General features: G+C 48.7%; 16 protein-coding genes. 10 read left to right on the top strand and 6 right to left on the bottom strand.

Features of this window, described 5'->3' with window-relative positions; all coding sequences use genetic code 11:
- Positions 1 to 212: 212 nt before the first annotated feature.
- A complete protein-coding gene (greB, locus tag MO867_RS14430; RefSeq protein WP_252470303.1) occupies positions 213 to 713 on the bottom strand; it encodes a transcription elongation factor GreB in 501 nt (166 codons plus the stop codon).
- 39 nt (positions 714 to 752) lie between these two features.
- A complete protein-coding gene (locus MO867_RS14425) occupies positions 753 to 2,699 on the bottom strand; it encodes a S9 family peptidase (protein ID WP_252470301.1) in 1,947 nt (648 codons plus the stop codon).
- A gap of 269 nt (positions 2,700 to 2,968) precedes the next feature.
- On the opposite strand from MO867_RS14425, the gene MO867_RS14420 reads away from it, so the two are divergent.
- On the top strand, positions 2,969 to 3,823 hold the full coding sequence (locus tag MO867_RS14420) for a beta-keto acid cleavage family enzyme (protein WP_252470299.1): 855 nt from the start codon (positions 2,969 to 2,971) through the stop codon (positions 3,821 to 3,823).
- A gap of 384 nt (positions 3,824 to 4,207) precedes the next feature.
- Complete coding sequence (locus MO867_RS14415) at positions 4,208 to 5,668, top strand: alanine/glycine:cation symporter family protein (RefSeq protein ID WP_252470297.1); 1,461 nt, start codon at positions 4,208 to 4,210, stop codon at positions 5,666 to 5,668.
- Between the two features lie 27 nt (positions 5,669 to 5,695).
- Here MO867_RS14415 and MO867_RS14410 read toward each other — a convergent pair whose 3' ends face one another.
- Complete coding sequence (locus tag MO867_RS14410; protein ID WP_252470295.1) at positions 5,696 to 6,070, bottom strand: SirB2 family protein; 375 nt, start codon at positions 6,068 to 6,070, stop codon at positions 5,696 to 5,698.
- A 293-nt stretch (positions 6,071 to 6,363) separates the two neighbouring features.
- Positions 6,364 to 7,236: a M91 family zinc metallopeptidase gene (locus MO867_RS14405; RefSeq protein ID WP_252470283.1), complete on the bottom strand. Its 873-nt coding sequence runs from the start codon at positions 7,234 to 7,236 to the stop codon at positions 6,364 to 6,366.
- Positions 7,237 to 8,346: 1,110 nt separating this feature from the next.
- On the opposite strand from MO867_RS14405, the gene rho reads away from it, so the two are divergent.
- From rho to MO867_RS14390, 3 genes are all read left to right on the top strand, one after another.
- Positions 8,347 to 9,303, top strand: a complete 957-nt coding sequence (gene rho, locus MO867_RS14400; RefSeq protein ID WP_252470281.1) for a transcription termination factor Rho — start codon at positions 8,347 to 8,349, stop codon at positions 9,301 to 9,303.
- Positions 9,304 to 9,568: 265 nt separating this feature from the next.
- Positions 9,569 to 9,946 carry a MerR family transcriptional regulator gene (locus tag MO867_RS14395; protein ID WP_252470279.1) on the top strand — a complete coding sequence of 126 codons (378 nt, stop codon included), beginning with the start codon at positions 9,569 to 9,571 and terminating at the stop codon, positions 9,944 to 9,946.
- Between the two features lie 33 nt (positions 9,947 to 9,979).
- Positions 9,980 to 10,555, top strand: a complete 576-nt coding sequence (locus tag MO867_RS14390; protein WP_252470267.1) for an NAD(P)H-dependent oxidoreductase — start codon at positions 9,980 to 9,982, stop codon at positions 10,553 to 10,555.
- A gap of 84 nt (positions 10,556 to 10,639) precedes the next feature.
- On the opposite strand, the gene MO867_RS14385 is transcribed toward MO867_RS14390, so the two are convergent.
- Positions 10,640 to 12,379 carry a WD40/YVTN/BNR-like repeat-containing protein gene (locus MO867_RS14385; RefSeq protein ID WP_252470265.1) on the bottom strand — a complete coding sequence of 580 codons (1,740 nt, stop codon included), beginning with the start codon at positions 12,377 to 12,379 and terminating at the stop codon, positions 10,640 to 10,642.
- 197 nt (positions 12,380 to 12,576) lie between these two features.
- Between MO867_RS14385 and MO867_RS14380 the strand changes: the two genes are divergently transcribed.
- Positions 12,577 to 13,155 (top strand): hypothetical protein, encoded by a 579-nt coding sequence (locus tag MO867_RS14380; protein ID WP_252470263.1) that lies wholly within the window; start codon positions 12,577 to 12,579, stop codon positions 13,153 to 13,155.
- Entirely contained in the window at positions 13,152 to 15,122 is a 1,971-nt protein-coding gene (locus MO867_RS14375; protein WP_252470261.1) for an alpha/beta hydrolase family protein, read from the top strand. Before MO867_RS14380 ends, MO867_RS14375 begins: the two co-directional genes overlap by 4 nt.
- 112 nt (positions 15,123 to 15,234) lie before the next feature.
- Here MO867_RS14375 and putA read toward each other — a convergent pair whose 3' ends face one another.
- Entirely contained in the window at positions 15,235 to 18,381 is a 3,147-nt protein-coding gene (gene putA / locus MO867_RS14370) for a bifunctional proline dehydrogenase/L-glutamate gamma-semialdehyde dehydrogenase PutA (RefSeq protein ID WP_252470259.1), read from the bottom strand.
- Positions 18,382 to 18,522: 141 nt separating this feature from the next.
- On the opposite strand from putA, the gene MO867_RS14365 reads away from it, so the two are divergent.
- The 3 genes from MO867_RS14365 (at position 18,523) to MO867_RS14355 (ending at position 22,628) form a co-directional block, all read left to right on the top strand.
- Positions 18,523 to 19,032 carry an Lrp/AsnC ligand binding domain-containing protein gene (locus MO867_RS14365; protein WP_252470257.1) on the top strand — a complete coding sequence of 170 codons (510 nt, stop codon included), beginning with the start codon at positions 18,523 to 18,525 and terminating at the stop codon, positions 19,030 to 19,032.
- A gap of 241 nt (positions 19,033 to 19,273) precedes the next feature.
- On the top strand, positions 19,274 to 20,428 hold the full coding sequence (locus MO867_RS14360) for an acyl-CoA dehydrogenase family protein (protein WP_252470255.1): 1,155 nt from the start codon (positions 19,274 to 19,276) through the stop codon (positions 20,426 to 20,428).
- Positions 20,429 to 20,714: 286 nt separating this feature from the next.
- Positions 20,715 to 22,628 (top strand): alkyl/aryl-sulfatase, encoded by a 1,914-nt coding sequence (locus MO867_RS14355; RefSeq protein WP_252470253.1) that lies wholly within the window; start codon positions 20,715 to 20,717, stop codon positions 22,626 to 22,628.
- The last annotated feature ends 752 nt before the right edge of the window (positions 22,629 to 23,380 follow it).

The raw sequence follows: 23,380 nt of genomic DNA, 5'->3' as shown, positions 1-23,380 counted from the left end.
ACGAGCAGTACAGTGACTATGGGGCTATAGCTGTATGAAACTGTCCGAAGTGTTGGTAAATAATACCTCGTTGAAAATTAAGTGATTTTCCTGGTGGTTATTCCAGGGCTTACTTCTGTTGAAGTAAGCCCTCTTAATGAATTTGAGGGAGGGCGATTTAATTCCAATAGTACCATGTAGTTTTTTTGGGCTTGGCGCTATGAATGGAGTGGTTACTCTCTGTATTGTATCTCTGTGATGTGGTAAATCTGCCACGCCTCACCCTGGCGAATTTCTACTTCATCATCGAGTTTTCGGCCCAGTAAGCTGCGAGCGACGGGAGAGTCCATCGAGATCAGGCCGGCTTTCACATCGAATTCATCGGGTCCAACAATTCGATAACAGAGGCTGCCACCGTCATCAGCTTCCAATGTGACCCAGGCTCCAAAAAACACTTTCCCTTTGTCGTCTGGTATTTGGGCCACCACAGTGATTTCTTCCAGGCGCTTGGTGAGAAAGCGTACGCGGCTATCAATTTCCCGCAGGCGTTTCTTGCCGTAAATATAATCGGCATTCTCCGAGCGGTCCCCCAATTTGGCCGCATCACTTACAGCCAGGGTGACTCTTGGCCTTTCTTCTTCCCAGAGGTATTTTACTTCAGCGCGCATACGTTGCGCGCCCTCTGCGGTGATGTAGCGGGAGCCGCGCGGGCGCGGCGGTCTCCATCTTCCCATAGTGCTTACTTAAACTCTTTTTAAGTCAATATTATTTGGTTATAGGTTTTCGATAGTAATTCCAGGGCCGGGTTCCGCGAGGGGGAAATTAAATATGCGGCTGTAGAATTCCAATTCGCCCTCCAAGGCTAATTTGATGCTGTCGCCGCTGCGGAAACCGTGCCCCTCATTGGCAAAGGTAATATAGGACACAGGAATATCACGTTTTTTGAGCGCTGCAACCATAGTTTCGGCTTGATTGGGTGGGACCACTTTATCTTCCATTCCCTGGAAAAAGATCACCGGGCAGTTCAGTTTTTCTACATGATTTATGGGGGAGCGCTGGCGGTAAATATCCTCAGCAGAGGGCCAGGGGCCCACCAACTTGTCTAAGTAGCGTGACTCGAATTTGTGTGTGTCCTTGGCCAGGCTACTTAATTCGCCGATACCGTAATGACTGGCGCCCGCTTTAAACGTGTCGTGGTAGGTCAGTGCGGCAAGGACGGTATAGCCGCCGGCACTGCCGCCTTTGATCAATAATCTTTCTGGATCGGCGAGGCCATGTTCAACTAGGTACTCTGCGCCGGCGCAGACATCCTCTACGTCGTAAACACCCCATTTGTCGGCGAGGCGGTCGCGGTATTCACGGCCATAGCCGGTGCTACCTGAGTAGTTCACATCCAGAATGGCGAAGCCGCGGCTGGTCCAGTATTGGACTTTCAGGTTGAGGCCAGCGGAGGTGGCGCCAGTCGGGCCGCCGTGGCTGAAGACAATCAGTGGGGGTCTGTGCCCTTCGGGGGCGGTAAAAATCGGGTTGTGCGGTGGGTAGTAAAAGCCGTGTACCGCGCGCTGGTCAACATGAAAGGTGACTGCTTGTGCGGCGGAAAATAAGTTGGCTGGCAGCGAGTGGCTGTTACTGCTGGCAATTTTTTCAGTTATTTCTGTGGGTTGGTCGAACCCGACCACCGCTGGGGAGGTTTTGGCCCCTGCGGCAATCATGACGGCTTTGCCATTTTCACAGCGCAAGCTGTCGATATCGCAGTAAGGTTGCTCAATGATGTGATGCTCACCCGTCTCTGTATTGATACTGGCTAAATGCCAGCAGCCATCTTTTGTATAGGTGCAAAGAATGTCCTCTGCACTAAGAAATCCATAAGTGGACATACCGAACACCCACTGGGGCGTGGCGAATTCTGCGGTTTTATCCCATAGTGGTTCGTCTTGGCCGAGTTTGTACAGGTTCCACCAATTGTTGCGGTCGGAGACATAAAGTAGCTCGCCACGGGGAGACCACTGAGGTTGGAAAACGGATTCATTCCCGCCGCCAGCTACTTGGGTTACGTTTGAAACCTCTCCTTGCTCATTCATTTCCGCCAGGCAGAGTTCGGTGGCATCCCAGGGTAAGTTGGGGTGGTACCAGCGTAGGAAGCTCAGTCGGGTGCAGTCTGCATTCAGGGCTGGGTTGGAATAGAAGTCTGCGCCTTCCTGAAGGATTTTTGGTGTACAGGGGAGGGGTTCCTTTAAATCAATGGCGATGATACGAGCCCTGGCTTCCTTACCTTGCTGTTGGCCGCTGATATCTTCTTCAATACAAATCAGGCGATTTTTCTGTTCGTCAAAGATTAAATCAGCATAGTGAGAGTCACCTTTCGGTGTGATGGCTTCGGGTAGTGAGCTGTCGAGTTTCATCCGATAAATGCGCTGATCGTCAGCCAGTACAAAGTAGGCTGTATCCCCGTGAACCAGATAGCTGCCGCCGCCATATTCATGGGCTTTACTGCGGACGCTGAGGGGGGCAGGGGTGAGATCTTTGCGCCCATATGCAGGACAGTACTGAACCAGTACGTTTCTCCCTTTTTCTGAAGGGCGCGATTCCAGCCAGTAATAGCGCCCATCGACCAGGCTGGTTTCCGCTAGTCGCACACTGCCCTCCACGAGAAGTTCGGCATCAATTGCCGATTTCCAGCTGCCGTAGGGGGCGATTGTTACTCTGGTGGTCTCACTCATGGGGTACAACTTCCTTTTGGGTTTTTTGCATTTTGCCGAGATGAATCCAAGGGCACAAGGTGCCTTTCTAAGGCTGGGGGCCTGTGATAGGCTGACAATACCAAGCAAGCGCTTGGTGCATTAAATGGCAGCATTCGCTATTTAGGAGCTTGTCTTGGTTTGCCGCTTCGCCGTCGGGCGGGTTGGCGAAACTTGCTGGGACATTTTTGCGATAGTTGGATAGCTCGATAAACAGCGGCCTTAATAAAGATAATTCAGGAGAGCCAGCGATGTCCGATGAAGTGGTGATTACTTGTGCCCTGACCGGGGTACTCACTAATCCGCAGCAGCACCCGGTTCCGGTTACCCCTCAGGAGATGGCAAACTCTGCTCGTGAGGCGTACGACGCTGGGGCTTCAGTGATGCACGTTCACTTCCGCTCACAGGAGGAAGGTAAGGGGCATTTACCCAGCTGGGACCCGCAGGTGGCGTTGGAGATTGCCGATGCGATACGTGACAAATGCCCTGGAGTTATTTTAAATTTTTCAACCGGGACTATTGGGCGCGAGCAAAGTGGCCCTTTGAGTTGTGTGCGTGCGGGCAAGCCGGAAATAGCCGCCTGCAATGCCGGGAGCCTCAATTATCTGAAAGCACGCTCCAATGGTAACTGGGCCTGGCCGCCGATGGTGTTTGATAACCCTGTCGACAAGGTTGAAGAGTTGCTGGCGGTGTGTCGCGAAACGGGTACTCGTCCTGAGTTCGAATGTTTCGATATCGGTATTGTCCGCTCCGTAGGCATGTATGCCGATGTGGGCATGGTGGACCGGCCCAATTACAATCTGGTGATGGGAGTGGCCTCTGGAATGCCTGCAGATCCCCAGCTGCTGGAAATAATCCCCAAATATATGAAGGCTGGAAGCCTGTGGCAGAGCACTGTTATAGGACGTGAGGAAATTTGGCCGGTACACCGCAAGACTGCGGAGTTGGGCGGGCATTTACGCACAGGCGTCGAGGATACTTTCTACCTACCTGGGGGAGAGCGCACCACTGGCAATGGCCAACTGATCGAGGCATTGGCCGCAGTGGCTGAGGAGTGTGGCCGAAAGGTGGTATCTCCCCGTCGGGCTCGAGAGATCTTTTGCTGAGCCGTTAACCTTTGCTCTAAATCTCAGATCCAGGCGCCTTGGTTGTCTGTACCTGGGTCTGGGTCTGGGTCTGGGTCTGGGTCTGGGTCTGGGGCAAAGCCATTCAAGAGGAGGAAACTTAACTCCAGCGACTATGCCTTTCTGTGATGGAGTTTTGACAGAGAAATAGGTGGACCGAGGTGGAGTTCCCCTGGGCCTTACTTACGTCATCCCAGACTTCCTGTCAGCGTTAGCCCCTGGCTCCCGACCTTAGCCCAAATGGCGCCCCTAAAACCTTTGTGCATTGGCCTGCTAGTCTTAATGGCAGTCAAGAAGCTCTGGCACATAAGAAAAAAGTGCTACTGGGAGTAAGCAATGCAAGATTTCTTGGAGGGTTTTTCCACTTTGGTTGATTGGGCCAATTTGGTGGCCTGGGGTGGTGTGGGTGGTATTTGGTGGTTGGGGATTCTGATCTTGGGCCTGTTGCCGGCTGGGCTCTATTTTTCTATCCGCAGCCGTTTTATACAGTTTCGTCATTTTGGCCATATGGTGAAAGTGATGATTCGTGGTATTCACAAGGACAATGAAAATTCAGTATCTGCATTCCAAGCATTTGCAACTAGTGCTGCCGCACGGATTGGGACCGGAAATATTGCAGGCGTAGCGGTGGCTATTACGGCAGGTGGGCCCGGTGCGGTATTTTGGATGTGGCTGGTGGCTCTTTTGGGGATGGCGACGAGCCTTGTTGAGAATACGTTGGCGCAGACTTTTAAAGAGCGCGGAGAAATTACTGGTACATTTCGCGGCGGGCCAGCCTATTACATTGAGAAAGGACTTGGACGGCAGTGGAAATGGTTATCTGTTGTTTTCTCAGTCTTCCTGATGATTTGTTATGGCTTTACTTTTAATGCTGTTCAGTCGAACACTTTAGCAACGGCGCTTTATGGTGCTTGGGGTATTAGTCCAATGTTGGTGGGTTTTCTGGTTGCCTTTTTTGCTGGAATCATTGTATTTGGTGGTATTCGTTCAATTTCACGCTTTGCGGCTATCGTAGTCCCCTTTATGGCAATTGGATATCTGATTATTGCCTTTTACGTTTTAGCCACGAATATCACTGAGCTGCCGAAAGTGTTGGTTAACATTTTTACGAGTGCATTTGGCGTTCAAGAAGCGGGAGCTGGGGCTTTTGGTGCTGTGGTGGCAAATGGTATCAAACGGGGCCTGTTTTCCAATGAAGCCGGACTGGGATCATCACCCAATGTCGCTGCTGTCGCAGATGTTAAACATCCGCTTGTTCAGGGGTATGTGCAAATGGCATCCGTATTTTTGGATACGATTGTAATATGTACTTCGACAGCGGCCATTATACTGATTGCGGATACCTTTATGGTGGGGAACCTCGAAGGGGTTAGGTTGGCTCAAGATGCACTGGCCAGCGAAGTTGGAGCCTGGGGGAGCAGCTTTATCGCAACAGCGTTATTATTTTTTGCCTTCACTTCAATTATCGGTAACTACTATTACGGTGAAACAAATATTTATTATTTGTATCATACCCGCACGTCAATTTTTTGTTATCGCGTATTGTTTTTACTTTTTGTATTGTTTTTACTTTTTGTATTGTTTGGGGCTTGGGTTGCCAGTAGCGGCAGCACTGATAATTTTGCCCTATTGTGGCGTATGGCAGATGTGTCTATGGGTTTTATGGCATCAGCTAACTTGCTGGCGATTCTTTTGTTATCCGGCGTTGCCTTTAAAGTCCTTAAAGACTATGAAAGTCAGCTTTCTTCCGGCGTTAAGGAGCCTGTATTTGATGGAAGAAAGCACGGGATTAAGGGCATTGAGCACGATGTTTGGGATCGTTGCTGAGAACAGCTCAATGCCTGGAGAGGGGCCCTACAGACTGGGTTTGTGTACTGCCAAATAGAAAATGGCGATCACCTGCAGAAGGGCAAGCGCACAAGCAGTAACCCGTGTCTTCTTGGAGAGGTTCGGTCGCAGCGCGAATACTCCGGCTACGATATAGCCAAATACCAGAAAAAGTTTTACTGTTAGCCAGTGTGAAGTACCGGGATTCCAGCTACCAAGAATGACCAATCCTACCGCTGCAGAGAGTAGTAGGGTGTCATTGAGGTGGGGTACCCAGCGCAGGGGCCCCTTGCGCCAGTTGGTATTGTGGCTTAACTCCAGCCCGACCCGGATGCTAAACAGCAGGATGCTGAGCGCGGCGGCTGTGATATGGATGTGTTTTATAAGTACATAATTAATCATTGTCGGGGTTCTTGGCGGTGTGCTGACGGAGGACTGCTGTGAATTCCTGGTGGCTTGGCAGGCAGCAGCTTTACCGGTCGAAGCATACCGATATATTCAGGGTAGGTGCAACCGGGGTTCTCGAATGCTGATTTTGCTTCGTCCCCGATAGGGTGCCAGGGGGGAATCCAATTACTTTCGGCGCTACACTGCTAGAGCAAAGGGGGCAGATTCGCTGGAGTGGGGACTCTAGCACTAGTCGCTACCGGTGACCGACCCGGGTTGTTTTGCAGGCCCAGGTCGGTATGCTAGACCTAGTTCAGGTTTCTAATCTGTCCGTATTTCATGCGTTTCGCCACTCCATGCTCTGCCCGAATCATGTTTTCATTGATGACGAGGGGGTCAATAGGCACATTGCCCTGGTCATCACTAAGGCCCACGGTAGCAATCTCTTCACGCAATTCCATTGATCCACCTACCCAAACCCATCCGCTGGTTCGGGTGCTGATGTTATTGTTGGGGTTGGGTACAGTTATATTATTGTAAATAATGTTCAAGCCAGCATTTGCGATACGCCCCATGGTCAAGGGGGCAGGCTGTTGGCGAAGTACCCTGCCCATAGGGGCCTGTCGCTCATCGGCGAGAAACGTAGAATTTGTGCTGCCTGATAAGTAACGGCCCCGATTGCATCGATCAGCATGAACAAGTTCGTGACCGAGGGTAATGTAACTGGGGCAGTTACCCATAACCACAGTACCGTTATTCGTGAGATTAGCTGTTTGAAAAATGGTATTGTTCCACATTACAACGCCGCTGGAGCCGGCACTCATGACCTTGGCCATAAATCCCTGGTCTGCGCTAACCATCGGAATGTAAGATTTGAATCCACTCCAAATTTGATCCTTCATCCATTTGTCAGGGCGGAATCCAAGGGCGTGATGCTCTGTGATCCTCGTATCATGAGGGCTCGCGATCAATCGGCGAATCAAGGTTGTACTATGTGCCCTCAAGCCTGCTGCAGTTAAGATGCCCAGCCCCTCAGTGACGCGAAGCACATAGCGCCCGCCAGTTCGGTACTTCTCCTGGGTATAGGTCAGTGCTGTACCCACACCTCCGAGCAGGGTGTTGAGGTTGGTTCTTACCTGTGCAATAAACACGATGTTGTTTGAGTCGATGCAGAGTCCCATTTTTTATCTCCTTTCCTACTTGTGATACCGGATTTATAAGCTGGGAGTGAAGTTGGAGTAGATAGGGGCAGATTGATGACATACCCCGATTTCTTGCGAAAAGATGTAGATGAAATTCGCTTTTTTGGGGGCTTCTTAGGTTGTTCAATTTCAGGTATGAAGTGGTGCGTATAATGAGAAATTGTATGGAATAAAATAGAGGGTGGGCAGAGAGGCCATCCGCTAAGCGAAGTAAATATTGCTGCCGTTGCAGCAGAGTTCTGACATTTATTCTTTTTCGATACATCCTTTGGTATTCCAATTCCGTGAGTTTTGGATGTAGCTAAGAACTTTACCTATAAACGGTACGATTATCCACAATTTTTTCGTTTGAAAAATGACTCAAAATTTACATGTCCTGGATTGCGCTTACAATTACGCAATTTCTAAACCGCAATTTTAGCGTAGTTCGCTACTCATAGTTTGCTGACAACCTGGTTGAGCCCATTTCTAGGGTAATCATACCCATCTATTGGCGCACCACTTTTTGAAATCACTCTTCTTGGGTCAATACCGCTCAGATAAACTATTTGTGGTGGCACTCAATTGACTCAGCCAGCATCTATGCCAATTGGTGGGGTAGACTTCTGTAACCAGCGATCCAGAAGCTTGCTTGTGAAGGGGGAATGGCTTGCCGATATTTGTGACGATGATTGGGGGTATGTCACGTAAAAGTCCCTGCTAAGCACTAGTATTGTCAGTTACTTTGGATTCTCATTTGTTCGAGATTTACATGAGTATGCCCTCACTTACTGGAAAAGAAGTGTTCAGTCTATAGCTTGCAAGCTTATCAAGTCGTGTATTGCAGATTTGAGCCCTGGAAGTGCTGTATACTTCAGGAGTACTATTAAGGTTCGTGCTTTAAACGAGAGAATGTATAATTGAGGCGCTGGGTGCGCTAGTTCAGTATATCCTGACCTAAATGGGCTCATTCAGTTGGTCGTCTATCCTGCCATAGCAGTGTCCACGTTGCTCAATAAAACGCCCTAAATAAGAAGTTGCTTTGCAGGGATAATATTTATTCTGAAACAAGTAGTTTACATTTAATTACCTAGAGTTATAAAAGATACCATGACTAGAAAAATATTGTCTTTGAAGGTAAAAAGAAATAAAGAGTCTGAGCAAATTGATAAAATTTCACAGGATTCTTCCGATATAGATCCGAAAAAACGCTTTTTAAGCGGCGTGGCCATTAATCCGTCACAGCGCATTCGCTTTGAATCCGGTTCTGAGCAGTTCACAATGCGAGCGATGGATTTAATCACACCCATAGGGATGGGGCAGAGAGGTTTGATTGTTGCTCCACCGGGCTGTGGTAAAACTACCATCTTGAAGCATATTTGCCAGGCGGTAGGAGGAGCTTATCCGGAGATAAAGCTGCATGCGTTACTTATTGATGAACGACCGGAAGAGGTCACTGATTTTAAGCGTAGTGTGCCGGCGCAGGTACATGCCTCATCTTCGGATAACAGTTATGAGCATCATGTTCGTGTGGCCAATGATTTGCTGAGTCGCGCCCTGCAGGAAGCGGGCGAAGGTAACGATGTTATGATTGTTATTGATTCTCTTACGCGACTTTCACGAATACATAATGCGGAGCGAAAGGGTGGGGGGCGTACAATGTCGGGCGGCATTGATGCTAGAGCAATGGAAATTCCACGGAAAATGTTTGGGGCAGCGAGAAATATTGAGGGAGGCGGGTCTCTTACTATCTTGGCAACAGTACTTGTTAATACCGGAAGCCGAATGGATCAGGTAATATTTGAAGAGTTCAAGGGGACGGGAAATATGGAGCTGGTTTTGTCAAAAGAAATTGCGAGACAGAGAATTTTCCCGGCGCTGGAAATTGGTAAAAGTAGCACTCGTCGTGAAGAGCTTCTACTAGACCCAAAGGATATCGAAGGTTTAAGTGTATTGCGGCGAGCACTTGTCGATCATAAGCCTGTAGACGGTGCCAGGAAGCTTGTTGAGCTACTTGGAAAATATCCGACGAATGCAGAGCTACTAAACCGGTTGTTGAAAAATTGAAAGCCTGGGTTTTTTGGAGTTTGAATTTGAGTGGTTTGGTTGTGCATAATTTTTGTATTCTGAGTGCTTTTAGGCTGTCACTAATTCCTCGTAGTGGCATAAGGGTGGATGGGGGTGCGCTTTAGATTTATTTAGTTATATTTGGATGATTGGTGGGGTTGAAATCTGAATGTTAATTGGAGTAAGAAGTTTCTCCTGTTTAGTGGGGCAGCTGTAGGTTAATTTCCCCGCAGCTAGTGTGGGAGTCGCAGGTTTTAGAATATTTATGTTTATTGGTGAAGTGTCGAAAAAAACAGGTCTATCTGTAAGGGCAATAAGGCTATATGAAGAAAAAGGTCTTATTAAGCCTCCTAAAAGGCAGGGGCGATATCGTGTCTATACCCAGGTCGACATTGAAGTTCTAAATTTGATCTCTGAGGCAAAGGATCTGGGTGTTACCTTGGCTACACTCAAGAATGTAATTATTTATGAGTCGGGAGAGGTTGACTGGGAAAGAATTAGACGCTTTCTTTTCGAGGTGCGGGATCAGTTAAAAAGAGATATGCAGACCATTCAGATCCGTATTAGACGTGTCGAAAGGTGTATTGGCGCAATAGATGATTGTCAGGTGGGGCTTGACTCTCCCCCTAAGGGAAGAGATTAGAATCATCTTCTTACCTGAGGTAAAGGATGTGAGATGATGAAGAAAATTTTGTTGATAAACGGAAATCCAAAGTCAGAAAGTTTGTCTTCCCTGTTAAGCGACACCTATGAAATAGAAGCTCGTGAAAATGCAGCTGTTCAGCGCTTTAATTTGGAAGAGATGAATTTTAATCCAAGTCTGGACTGTGGATATGATGGGGTTCTGAAGTTAGAACCTTGTTTGTCGGATTTGAAGGATGCATTGTTGTGGGCAAACCACATCGTAATAGTGTCGCCTATTTGGTGGGGCGGTTTGCCGGGCAAGCTCAAAGGGCTGATAGATCGTGTGTTTCTTCCGGGGGTTACATTTAAGTTTGAAGGAGACAGTCCCGTCCCGAGTCAGTTTTTACAGGGTAAAACCGCTCGAATAATTTTAACTATGGATGCGCCCAGCGGTATGCTTGAAGAGCAGTCCAGGTCTGTCTTGGAGCAATTAGATCGGTTTACGCTTCAATATTGCGGTGTTGAAAAAGCGGAATACAATTTATTGGGACCTGTGATATCTGCTCAAGAAGAGCAATTAAGTAGCTGGATTAGGGCGATCAAAGAGCTCGGGTCCGATTGTAGGTAATTCGAGGTGGACGTTTATTAGGCTGCAGGCCAGGGCGACTGGCCTGCAGCTACTTTGTAGTCGGGGGAGTTAGGCTTATTTATGTTAGAAGTTGTCCTGCTGTCTTACTTGATCCCAGCTCTCTCCGTAATTGGTTGATTCGAAAAAATCCCCACTTGCACCGTCACAAAAAATGAGTAGGCGATCAGAAACATGAGGGACCACTGAAGTGCAATAGTCTGTCGGTGGTTTATTGTCTGTGACCGCCCAGCTCTTACCGCCGTCAGTGGTGGTCAATATTTCTATTTCAGTTTTTTGGTCAGTATAGCTAAACCCGGTTTCTGTAAAGCCCACGATTGCCACAGCATTGTTTTCGCTTGAAAACCATGGGGCTGATCGGAAAGTAAATGCTTTTTTCCTGCAGGGTTTCTCAAGGTGGCCATTACTTTTACATCTATTGATATGTGTGGAAATTTTCTCCTGACCACCATTGACATCTATACGGTAGTAAGTTGGTTTTCCACTCCAGGACCAGAATCCAGCTTTCTCAATACCAAGCTGAACTGCACCGGCTTCGACAATAGCTGACAGTTTAAAGTCTTCAACTTCCTGTTCAATCACCCAGTTTTCAGGGTTATATGTAAAGAGTTCACTACCAATATCTGCAAAAACGACATCGCCGTAAAAAGACTGAGTTCTAAGAGTGAGGTAGTGTTTGCCATTAATTTTAAATAAGTTAGTGCTGTAGATATAACTTTCTTTTTGGTAGTTGGGCGATGCCTGATTGAGTTGAGTTTGGAGGTTATGATTCCATCCTTTACCTGAGCGGGAAGTGTAACTATTTAACAGCTCCCACTGAACCCCGGAATTAAGGACTTTACCCCTGAAAATATTCAGGTCAAAGTCTTGCGAGGCCAATATATCGATTTCCCCCGTGTCAGATAGCAGCAGATGCTCAATATGAGAGTCATGCTCCAACGATATATCCAACCAGTCTCCATTTTCTGGTTTCCAGAACAGAGCGCCTTCGCTACCCCCTACGACAAGATCACCATTTTTGTTTTGTGCTATCGCAGTGAGTTCGTGATTGGTGTCTACTCCGTCAAGCTCCCATTCGCCCAGAGGTGTCCGCTTTATTAAGACGCCGATTTTCCCCAGGAAATAGATTGAGTTATCTGGTGCAAGATATTGCGAATTATAGGTGAGTGGATTTTGGGCAATGGAAAGATAGGCCGATTCGCGCTCCTGGTCATTTTCATCAACTTGCCATCCATTCAATTGGGTTGCTGTGTAATTGAAGAATGGGAAGTGCTTGGAAAGTACTTCTCCCTGTTCCGACTCTGGGGCTCTGACTAGAAGGTCGCTGTATCTGTCCCCTTGAGGTTTCGGGTAGTAGATAATCGTTCCGAGGTCGGTGACTTCTCCCTGCTTTACGGTAAATGTACCCAGTTTCTCGTCGGCACCAACAACACGATTGTACCATCCATTACCGTTGGAGTAGTAGGCGCGAATGCTGCTCAAAGAGTAATTTCCAGGATGCACGCTGGAGGCAAAGACAGTAGTGCCATTTAGCTTTGGCCGAATTGCCAGAAGGCGCTCAGGTTTTATTGTTTCGGATTCATTCAAATTTTCAGGGTTGATAGTAAATTGATTAAAGGGTAATGGGTTACCGGAGGCATTGATTACCCGCGCGACAACAATCCCGTCCGAGCCATTTACGGGAGTGCCCTCTGTCAGGGTAGGTAGTATATTTACCTGTCCGGCACAGCCCTGGAGGAAGGTTATACAGATCAAAAAGACTAATGGGTAAAATTTAATATGGTTTCGAAATACCATCCCTGACATGTCTTGCTCCAAATGTGATAGCGGAAATTTGTACTAATTGTATTGCAACTGGGTCTAAGATAATATCCCTAGGCTAGGATTCATTCACAATGTAAACATACGGAAGTGGCGCATTGATCTTAAGATCTTACTCTCTTTTATTGCGCGGTTGTTGTCGGAACAGGCGTGCAATTTTTCGCAACATCACGTTATTATTAATGAGCGTTATTGTTGAGTCAGCAGTTGCTCGATCAGTGGTTCTAAGCCCATATGATGAACCTCCCGAGCTGGGTAGGAGAGAGGGTTATATTTTGGTGAACCTCGATGTGGGAGGGACGGCGCCATCTATCGACTTTGTAAGAAATTATAAGGTAGGCCAGGCTTATCTGGAAGGTGATGAGGAAATAAGGCTGAGCAAAAATCACAGATATAGTGTGAGCCTTAAGGGGAAATCTAAAGGTCTGTATCTGATGGCCATGCCTGTTGGTTTATATCAAATCACTCAAATAAACGCGCCTTATTTCAACCTTCCTTATCAGCTTGATACTGGAGATAAACGGGTGTGGCGATTTTGTGTTGATGCTCAAAAAGTCAATTATATAGGTCGCCTATTTATTAATAAACAAAGAAAGTCTGACACCATAGAAGTGTATCTGAAAAATAGGATGGCTGCTGATCTTGGGGAGATACAAGATTTGCTCGGTGTATTGATAGAACAATATCCGTTAGTTTCTGGAGCGGGGGTACAGGATGTGTTTTATCGTGAGTGGCTGGCGCCTGTGGAGGTGAAGCAATGACTGTGGTTATTCAACGAATCCTCATTGTTCTGTTTTGTCTGGCGGTGAGTGTCGGTGCAGCAGCGGATATATCGGCAACTGATTATTTTAAGTCTGGTAAAACCTTAACGGCACAGATCAGCCCTGATGGTAAGTTTGTGGCAACGATTGCGCAGCAGCAAGATAATCAGGAGCTAGTGCTTTGGGATACTGAAGCGGGTAGCAAGCGTGTATTGATTGACCTGGCCTCTTTGACCCCTAGAGATGCTTCGATCAGATTTATTCGCTGGATTGGCTCCGAGCATATTGTTGCTCAATTTATGGAAGTGAAGAAGGGGGTAAAAAATTTACTAGATACCAAGCCGGCATACCGATTGTTGATCATTGAGATCTCAGCTGAAATAGATCAGTTACCTAAAATTTTTGAAGTGAGGACGCCTGGGTGGCTGGTACATGCATTACCCGTAGAGGGTGGAAAATTTTTATACGCTAAGAGCGGTATCCACTCAAAAATCTATAAAATTGATGCCTCCAAACTCAATGTATTCAAGAAGAAAGCAGGTAAGCTGGTACGTAAAGATGGCGGCCAGTTCACCAAGCGCAATGAGGTCGCGTCGGTTGAGGGTTATGCCATACGATGGTTTTTCAGTGGAAGTGGCCAGCCGGAATCCGTCCTATATTTCAACGAGGGGAAAATCAACCTGAGTATTGTGGTTGATGGTGCCGCAGGAGAGCCAATAAAAAGCTGGGCTGAGGATGAAATAGAGGAAGATCCCGCCCCTGATGCGAAGCATGGGCAGCTGATTCCGATTGCGCGAAGTGGAGAGGCGGATACGTATTTCTGTCTGGATATTGATGCTGAGACTGACCACACCGTGTACAAGTGCAATTTTGCCACCGGGGAGGAAAGTATCGTATATCGCTCAGATGGTTACAATATTATTGATATTATCCTGGGTGGGGCAAACAATGAACTTGTCGGTGTAAAAGTATTACGAGAGGGGAAGCTTGAGCGCCAGTATATTGATGGAGTAACCCGGACTAAGGAGCTTGCCCCCAGTTCGCTAAACGCGACGATTGGCTCCAGTCTTGATGGAAGCGTCGAGCTGTATTATCACGAAACTCATGATCAACCTGGACGCTATGGTGTCCGTCGTCAAACACGAAGTTCTGATATGTTGGTGGGTTCAAAATACCCGCACTTGGACGGACGTTTACAGAGTCGACAATATCATGAGCGAATTAACGTTGAAGGCTTGGAAATTCCGTATTTATTGACCCTGCCTGAAGGAAAAGGGCCTTACCCTTTGATAGTGATGCCTCATGGTGGTCCTATCGGCGTGTTTGATGATCGTTACTTTGATCTCTATACACAGTTTTTTGTTGCCAATGGTTATGCGGTTCTCAGGGTTAACTACCGTGGTTCAAGCGGTTATTCGACAGAGCTGGAGGAGGCTGGTACCGGCCAGTGGGGGCACCTGATACTCGATGATATTTATCAGGCGACACAAGCGGTGAGTAAGCGCAGCGATATCTCGGCTGCGAAAATATGTTCAGTTGGAATGAGTTATGGTGGTTATGCTTCTTTAATGATGACAATCCGTCATCAGGACTTGTTCCGTTGTGCGGTGAGTGTGGCTGGTGTAACCGATGTCAACCTATATCTCAATTCTCCATATGCAACAAAGACACAAGATGCGTGGTTGCAGAAAAAAGTGGGGGATACCGTTCGGGACTATGAAGCATTAAAGAATGTATCTCCGGTCTATTTGGCTAAGGATATCAATCGTCCTATATATATTCTTCATGGTGAGGAGGATAAAGTCGTTGATGTTGAGCATATGTACCGCATGAATTTGATGCTTAGTAAATATAATAAAGACTATGAGTGGAGGTCATTTCCTGATATGGGTCATGGTCCCGAAGAAAATGTGTTGCAAGTAGAGATGTTTAACTCGATTCTCAGCTTTCTAGATAAAAATATATAACAATATTTTGTCATCTTGAATCGTGGATATAGTGAAATAAAGCTTAAGTGAGCAAATTAGAGGCGAAAACAAAAGAGCGGGCTTTGTGCCCGCTCTTTTGTTTTCTTGGGCTTTATTGCCCCAGCGTAAACAATTGTGTGTTGCCGCCGGTGGCAACCAAATTGACGGTCTTGGTTTTTTCGCTGGCAAAGCGGAATAGGTAGTGCGGGCCACCGGCTTTGGGGCCGGTGCCTGATAGTCCGTGGCCACCAAAGGGGTTTACGCCTACTACAGCACCGACCATATCCCGGTTTACGTAGCAGTTGCCCACATTAATACGTTTGAATACGGCGTGTGCACGACCCTCGATGCGGGAGTGCAGTCCAAAGGTCAGGCCGTAGCCGGTGGCATTAATGCGGCGGATGATATCTTCCAACTCATCCGCTTTGAAGCGCACAACGTGTAGAAAGGGACCGAAAACTTCTCGCTTGAGTAAAGAAAAGTCTTCAATTTCCACTACTTGTGGGCCAAAGAAGGTGCCTTTGCCAGGTTTTTTCGCTTCATCAAAAGCAAATAACGGCTTGGCTTCCTTGGCCATGTGTTCGCGATGCGCCTCGAGTATGCTGAGGGCTTTTTCGTCGATTACCGGGCCGATATCGGTATCGAGTTTGCGGGGATTACCCAGGGTCAGTTCTTCGCAGGCACCTTTCAGCATATTGAGCAGGTTATCTGCGATCACATCCTGTACACACAGGATACGCAGGGCAGAACAGCGCTGGCCGGCACTGAGGAAGGCGGACTGGATGACATCGTCGACGACTTGCTCGGGCAGGGCAGTGGAATCCACAACCATCACATTCTGGCCACCGGTTTCGGCGATCAGTGGAACAATCGGACCCTCTTTGGTGGCCAGTTGCTGATTGATCAGACGTGCGGTTTCAGTAGAACCTGTGAAGGCCACTCCGCCCAGGCGAGGATTTTCGATCAGTAATTGACCGACGGCCGCGCCAGTACCGGTAATCAGGTGTAACACTTTTGGTGGCACGCCAGCATCGAGCATCAAACGCACAGCGTGGGCGGCAATAATTGGGGTTTGTTCTGCAGGTTTTGCCAGTACCGCGTTACCGGCGGCCAGCGCGGCGACGACCTGGCCTGTAAAAATAGCCAGGGGGAAGTTCCAAGGGCTGATGCATACAAAAGTACCGCGGCCACCCAGGAACAACTGGTTTTGCTCGCCGGTGGGCCCTGGCAATTCAGTGGGTTCGCTGAAGTGCTGGCGAGCGGCGTTGGCATAGTAGCGGCAAAAATCAATGGCCTCGCGTACTTCGCTGATACCGTCATTGAGAGTGCGGCCCGCTTCAATGCAGATAATGGCGGTAAGCTCGTTGGTCTTCTCTTCGTACAGGTCGGCAATTCTGTCGAGAATGTCGGCGCGATGCATGCCGCCCTGGCGGTCCCAGTCAATTTGGGCTTCGCTGGCACAGGTGTAAGCCTGCTCGATCAGATGCTTATCGGTATTGGCGGTGTGGCCAATTTTCTCGCCAGTGGCCGGGTTATAGACCGGCTCTTCCGCTTCGCCCATGATGCCGTTGACAATTGGACCGCCGAGGAAGTGTTTACCCTCTTGTCGTTCGAGTTCCTTCAGTAGTGGGGCAGCGGAGAGTGGGTCTGTCAGTTCGATGCCGTGCGAATTTTTCCGTGGCAGGGCTTCTGCACCCATATAAATATTCTCCGGGACAGGGATTTGTGGGTGGCGATAGGGGTTGCAGGCTTCACTCAATTCGAGGGTGTCCTGAACCAGTGTCTCAATAGGTGTTTCCTCGTCCATAAAGCGGTTGACGAAGGAGCTATTGGCTCCATTTTCCAGAAGGCGTCGCACTAGGTACGGCAGCAGATCCCGGTGGGCGCCAACGGGCGCGTAGACACGTATCGGTACCCGCTTGCCGTGAACAGCTTCGATCTGCGCGTAGAGGAGGTGCCCCATACCATGCAGGCGCTGGAATTCAAAATCTGTGCGTCCGCCGGCCAATTCCAAGATTAGACCGACGGTGTAGGCGTTATGGGTGGCGAATTGAGGGTAGATAGCATCGCCCGCCTCCAGCAATTTTTTAGCGCAGACCTGGTAGGACAGATCAGTGTGGCATTTGCGGGTATAAACCGGGTAGTCCGACAGGCCCATTTGTTGGGAGTGTTTGATTTCGCTGTCCCAATACGCGCCCTTCACCAATCGAACCATCAGTTTGCGGCCAGTTTCCCGGCCCAGGGCCACCAGCCAGTCGGCGACGTGGGGAGAGCGTTTCTGGTAGGCCTGCAGCACAAAACCCAGTCCCTGCCAGCTTTTAAGCTCCGGGTCGCGGGCGAGGGCTTCAAAGATATCCAGGGAGAAATCCAGGCGATCCGCCTCTTCCGCGTCGATATTGAGACCCATATCGTATTGTGCCGCTGCCAGGCACAGGCGTTTTACCTGAGGCAGCAACTCACCTATGACACGCTCTCGCTGCAGGACGCTGTAGCGGGGGTGCAGGGCGGATAATTTGATGGAAATACCATTGGCTTCAACAACGTCGCGCTGGGTGTTGTTTTTACCGATGGCTTCGATGGCCATCATATAGGCATCGAAGTAGCGGTGGGCGTCGGCCATGGTGCGAGCGCCTTCGCCGAGCATATCGAAAGAGAAGCGGGTTCCGGGCAGGTTTTCCTTGGGTCCGCGTTTCAGGGCCTCTTCAATGGTGCGGCCGAGGACATACTGTCCGCCCATGATTTTCATCGCTTGCATCATGGAGGTGCGCACCATGGGTTCGCCGATACGGCTCACCAGGCGTCTCATCCAGTGAGAGGGGCGCTCGGTGATGTCCGGGTCGAGTTCAACCACGCTGCCGGTAAGCATCAAACCCCAGGTTGAGGCGTTGACAAACAGGGAGTCGGACTGGCCACGATGGCTGGACCAGTTGCCGGAATGCACTTTCTCGGCAATGAGTTTGTCGGCAGTATCAGCGTCTGGGACCCGCAGCAGCGACTCTGCCAGACACATTAGGGCCACGCCTTCTTTATTGGAGAGGCCAAATTGTTGCAGGAATGCATCCAGAGTACCGCGTTTACTGCGCTGCTGGCGTGAGTAGCGAACCAACTCCCTCGAAGTGTTCAGAATCTTCTTGCGCATTTCATCGCTGGGGCGCGGGGCCGTCAACAGTTCACTCACGCATAGGTTTTCGTCGGCGTGCAAATATTTGCGTGCCCGCTCTCGGGCACTTTGTAGGTATCCGGCGAAGTTTGTCGACATATCGTCTCCCAAGCTCTATATCCAGGGTCAGAATAAAAGACCGGATTATGTGCGAATTTGCTTAGAATTAATCGCCATAATGTGGCGAGTTGTGGTTAAATATCACGCCTAATTGCGTGATTACCAGTAGGGTATTTTGTAATGTCTCGACAGTTGGAAGATCTGGATCGTATTGATCGCCAAATACTCCGTATTCTGCAACGCCATGGGCGTCTGCCAAATGTGGAGTTGGCGCGACGGGTTAATCTGAGTCCCACCCCCTGCCTGGAGCGGGTTAAGCGGCTCGAACGGGAAGGGTTTATTCGCGACTATGTGGCGCTGCTCGATCCACTCAAGGTCCATGCCGGCCTGGTTGTGTATATCCAGGTGACTCTGGACAATACAGCTACTGAATCCCTTGAAGCCTTCAATGAGCATGTGGCTGGCCTGGAAGAAGTTCAGGAATGCCATATGGTTGCCGGTGGCTTTGATTACCTGGTGAAAATCCGTATTAAGGATATGTTGGGTTACCGACGTTTTCTTGGGGAGAAGCTCGCCTCTCTACCTGGGGTGCGCGAAACCCATACTTATGTCGTGATGGAAGAGGTTAAAACCGATACTGCGGTAGCGGTACCGGACCCAGAGCTCAGCGCGAAAAGCAGCAAACGCTGATTCGCTTCCCCTGTTTAGTCCATTGGGGCAGCTGGGTGCTGGCGTTTTGTTTTGAGATCGGCGTCGCTAACCTGAATTCTCTCTCCCTGCACCTATGATGGATATTGATTGCACATTTCACGATTGAATCGTTGGAATTGGCAACCATTGTCGGCGCGCTTTTTATTATGCTCGACACAGCGATGCGGCCCCGAAATGGGGGCCGTGTGATTTGTCCGTAATAACTATAAGTAGGTACTGTATGGATTTTTCACTGACCGAAGAGCAGCAGATGATCCAGGACGCGGCAAAGCAATTTGCCGACAGCGAGCTGAAACCGATTGCTGCAGAACTCGATAAAACCGGCAACCGAGCGCTTTTGCTGGAAAAGCTCAAGCATCTGGCTGAACTGGGTTTTATGGGGATTAATATCGACCCTAATTATGGCGGCACCGGTGCAGGTACCGTGGCCTTTTCTCTTGCTATTACTGAGCTTGCGCGCGGTTGCGCCTCCACAGCGACCACCACTTCGGTAACCAATATGGTGGCGGAAGTGATTCAGGCGGTGGGCTCAGAAGAGCAGCGGCAAAAATACCTTCCTAAAATCTGCAGTGGTGAATACCCGGCGGGATCCTTCTGTCTTACTGAGTCAGGCTCGGGGTCGGATGCGGCAGCAATGCGCACCCGCGCAGAAAAGCAAGGTGATGAATATGTTCTCAATGGCAGTAAGCTGTTTATCAGTAGCGCTGAATTTGCCGGTATTTTTGTCGTTTGGGCAGTAACAGATCCCTCGGCTCCAAAAGGCAAAGGGATTACCTGCTTTTTAGTGGAAGCCGGGACCCCTGGATTAATTATTGGTAAGGCTGAAGACAAGATGGGGCAAAAAGCCTCAGTAACCAATGAGGTATCTTTCGACAACTGCCGTATACCCGCATCTAACATGATTGGGGAGGAGCAGCGGGGCTTCCGTATCGCCGCTGGCGAACTGGCTGGAGGCAGGATTGGTATTGGCTCACTGGCACTGGGCATTGGACTCGAAGCGTTGGATTGCGCCCGTGCGTACCTGCATGAGCGTGAGCAGTTCGGCAAAAAACTGGCACAGTTCCAGGGGCTGCAGTGGCAGCTGGCTGATAAGTATACTGAGCTGGAGGGGGCGCGCCTTATGTTGTTGCAGGCTGCCTGGCAGAAGGATGCAGGTTTGCCTTTTGGTCCGGCGGCTTCCATGGGCAAGCTGTTTGCCAGCGAGAGAGCCAATGAAGCCTGTTACCTGGCGTTACAGATGCATGGTGGGGTGGGGTATACCCGCGAATATCCGCTGGAGCGCATGAGTCGTGATGTGCGAATTACCACTATCTATGAGGGCACCAGTGAGATCCAGCGCCTGATCATTGCTAGGTACTTACTGGATGTCAGATAAGCAGATCGTCTGAACAATGAGCTGGCGACCTTTAATGCCGGCTCATTGGCAAGTCGATCTCTATTGTTCCTATGCCCATTTAAATTTGTCAGTTGCTCCTCTTTTACCGACATAAACATCCGTCCCCACCTCCCTATTCCTACCTATCCTCTAATGAAGATATTGCCGCAACAGAGGCATTCTCACGGCGATTAATAGTTGTCTAAGTCGGTTTGTAATTCTCATCGGGACAATCTTCTCGTACCCCAGGGTGGTTTCCAGGGTTGCAACTCATTGGAAAGAAATAATGAACGTCAGTAAAGTGTTGTTGCTTACGCTGCCCCTCGGTTTCATTTTATATTTTTTCAAGCCCTCTGTCTTAATTGCGCAAGAGCCTAATCCTGCAAGTGTGCTCACAGAGCAGTTGAATCAAGCTGTGCTCAAAGAACTTCCTTTTGCCAACCGCAAAGACTTTGAGGATGTCAAGCGGGGGTTTATTGCTCCCTTGCCCGATAATGGCGTTATTAAAAACACTAAGGGTGAAACAGTATGGAATTTGGGGCAATTTCAGTTTGCCCGCAATAAAAAAGCTCCAGGTTCAGCCAATCCAAGCTTGTGGCGGCAGTTGCAATTGATCTCAGAAGGTGGCCTTTATGAAGTGACACCAAGAATCTATCAGGTTCGCAGTGCTGACCTTTCCAATATTACGTTTATTGAGGGGGATAGCGGTGTCATTGTAATGGACCCATTAATTTCTGCCGAAACTGCCGAGGCGGCATTGGGCCTTTATCGAAAGCACCGGGGAGACAGGCCGGTTGTTGCGGTGATATACACCCATAGTCATGTTGATCACTACGGGGGTGTACGCGGAGTGATCGATGAAGAAGATGTAAAGTCAGGCAAGGTTAAAGTGATAGCCCCCAAAGATTTTCTTGTAGAAGCAGTGAGTGAAAATGTCTTTGTTGGCAATCATATGGCTCGTCGAGCGAGCTTTATGTATGGGAACCTGATAGCTAAGGGCCCCAAAGGCACTTTAGGCTCCGGCTTGGGCCTTGAAACCTCCACAGGCACCGTCACCTTGATTGAGCCAACGGACTCTATTTTCAAGACTGGGCAGACATTGGCCATCGATGGTCTTACCTTTGAGTTTCTGTTGGCACCGGGATCAGAAGCACCGGCGGAGATGCATTTCTTTATATCTGAGCTGAATGCAGTAACTGCCGCAGAAAATGCCACCCATACGTTACACAACTTATATACCTTGCGCGGCGCAAAGGTCCGCAATGCGCGGGACTGGTCCCGCTACCTCAATGAAACAGTTCAGCGCTGGGGCGGGAAAGCAGAAGTTCCATTTGCCCCGCACCACTGGCCCACCTGGGGGCAGGGTAATGTGATCAATCACCTTAAAAAACAGCGCGATCTCTACAAGTACCTTAATGATCAAACTCTGAGGTTGGCCAACCATGGTTATAACATGGTGCAAGCTGCAGAACTAATGAAACTGCCAGCCGAGTTGTCACAGTACTGGGCTAATCGAGGCTACTACGGCAGTGTTAATCACGATACCCGCGCAGTGTGGAATTATTATCTGGGTTTCTTTGATGGTAATCCGGCGCGTCTATATCCAATGCCCCCCACCGCAGCTGGGAAAAAGTATGTCGAGTACATGGGCGGTGCAGCCAATATCATCAAGCAGGCAAAAAAAGATTATGAGGAAGGTGAGTACCGCTGGGTTGCAGAAGTTCTCGATAAACTGGTATCCGCTGAACCTAACAATCGTGCGGCAAGAGATTTATTGGCAGATGCCTTGGAGCAAATGGGCTACCAGCAGGAAAATGGTACCTGGAGAAATTTTTTCCTAAGTGGTGCTGAAGAGCTAAGGCATGGTATTCAGAGGCTCCCCGTTCCGCTCACGGCGAGTGCTGATACGATTCGCAGCATGCCCACTGGATTGATATTTGATTATCTGGGTATCCGCCTGAATGGTCCGAAAGCAACCGGAAAAAACCTCTCAATTAATATCAAGATGCCAGATGTAAAGGAAAATTATGCCCTTGTTCTCGAAAATGCAGTTTTAAACTATGGTCCTCCTGTCGCTACTCCCGGGACCAGCGTCATTATAAATCGAACCGATTTGAACGATATTATTTTGGGGGATGCCACAATTCAAGAAAAAATGAATGACGGAAAGATATTCATGAAGGGGATATTGAGCAGTTAAAAATACTGTTGTCTCTAATGGATAGGTTTGATTTCTGGTGGAACCTGGTTACTCCCGAGCCTATGAGTGATATGTCACAGAGGGATTTCTGATTTTAAATACATGGTGTGATGGGCGGTTTAGCTATATGTAATTGAGACGAGTGGCTTGGTTTGCAGTAAAAATTCAGATGTGAGAATTTTGAGGTGGAGGTAAAAGCCGGTGAATAACGGATAAATTCTCTCTCTAATGTGCGTGATTCCTATCCCCGTATCAACAAGGTTAATTTCCATTTTTAGGTTGGCGTGTGGCGAATCCTGTGAAAGTGGTTTTATCGGTAAGGATCAGTATCTCTTAGTGCGGAGTGCTCAATCGATCATAGTGGCTGAGGAGATCACGTTTCAGATTCGTGGAAAATTTCTCTATGAATGCAGCAAAGCAAAGAATGGTTAAATTTCTATGGGTATATCAGTTGGTTATGTTTTTGAGTGGTAAGGCATGAAAGAAAGGAAGGGCATTTTTTCAGATATGCTCAAGGGGTTTGGATCTTTGGGGGAAGGCTGCAGGCTTTTCCATTTCAAAGCTCCAGACGGTCCAGGTCCTATTGATGGTTGTGGTTGTATTGCTGTGTAAGCTACTGGTGTTGCTCTGGCGAGGTGCTTACAAGAAACGATTTTTTAATGATCTTGACGGTTCAATACTTCGGACAATTTTAAGAGGCGAAATAGGTAGGAACCACGGCCAGATACTGAGAAAATAAGGTTCTCACTTCA

The organism is Microbulbifer okhotskensis (assembly GCF_023895975.1).
Lineage (GTDB): Bacteria > Pseudomonadota > Gammaproteobacteria > Pseudomonadales > Cellvibrionaceae > Microbulbifer > Microbulbifer okhotskensis.
Note: the sequence above shows the minus strand (reverse complement) of the source record. Positions and strands in the feature narration are given on the sequence as shown.

What these genes read in the sequence shown, in the direction of transcription:
- putA (WP_252470259.1), bottom strand. Translation starts at nt 18,381, where the DNA reads ATGTCGACAAACTTCGCCGGATACCTACAAAGTGCCCGAGAGCGGGCA.
- MO867_RS14360 (WP_252470255.1), top strand. Translation starts at nt 19,274, where the DNA reads ATGGATTTTTCACTGACCGAAGAGCAGCAGATGATCCAGGACGCGGCA.
- MO867_RS14385 (WP_252470265.1), bottom strand. Translation starts at nt 12,379, where the DNA reads ATGTCAGGGATGGTATTTCGAAACCATATTAAATTTTACCCATTAGTC.
- greB (WP_252470303.1), bottom strand. Translation starts at nt 713, where the DNA reads ATGGGAAGATGGAGACCGCCGCGCCCGCGCGGCTCCCGCTACATCACC.
- MO867_RS14390 (WP_252470267.1), top strand. Translation starts at nt 9,980, where the DNA reads ATGATGAAGAAAATTTTGTTGATAAACGGAAATCCAAAGTCAGAAAGT.
- rho (WP_252470281.1), top strand. Translation starts at nt 8,347, where the DNA reads ATGACTAGAAAAATATTGTCTTTGAAGGTAAAAAGAAATAAAGAGTCT.
- MO867_RS14375 (WP_252470261.1), top strand. Translation starts at nt 13,152, where the DNA reads ATGACTGTGGTTATTCAACGAATCCTCATTGTTCTGTTTTGTCTGGCG.
- MO867_RS14365 (WP_252470257.1), top strand. Translation starts at nt 18,523, where the DNA reads ATGTCTCGACAGTTGGAAGATCTGGATCGTATTGATCGCCAAATACTC.
- MO867_RS14405 (WP_252470283.1), bottom strand. Translation starts at nt 7,236, where the DNA reads ATGGGACTCTGCATCGACTCAAACAACATCGTGTTTATTGCACAGGTA.
- MO867_RS14410 (WP_252470295.1), bottom strand. Translation starts at nt 6,070, where the DNA reads ATGATTAATTATGTACTTATAAAACACATCCATATCACAGCCGCCGCG.
- MO867_RS14355 (WP_252470253.1), top strand. Translation starts at nt 20,715, where the DNA reads ATGAACGTCAGTAAAGTGTTGTTGCTTACGCTGCCCCTCGGTTTCATT.
- MO867_RS14425 (WP_252470301.1), bottom strand. Translation starts at nt 2,699, where the DNA reads ATGAGTGAGACCACCAGAGTAACAATCGCCCCCTACGGCAGCTGGAAA.
- MO867_RS14380 (WP_252470263.1), top strand. Translation starts at nt 12,577, where the DNA reads ATGAGCGTTATTGTTGAGTCAGCAGTTGCTCGATCAGTGGTTCTAAGC.
- MO867_RS14395 (WP_252470279.1), top strand. Translation starts at nt 9,569, where the DNA reads ATGTTTATTGGTGAAGTGTCGAAAAAAACAGGTCTATCTGTAAGGGCA.
- MO867_RS14420 (WP_252470299.1), top strand. Translation starts at nt 2,969, where the DNA reads ATGTCCGATGAAGTGGTGATTACTTGTGCCCTGACCGGGGTACTCACT.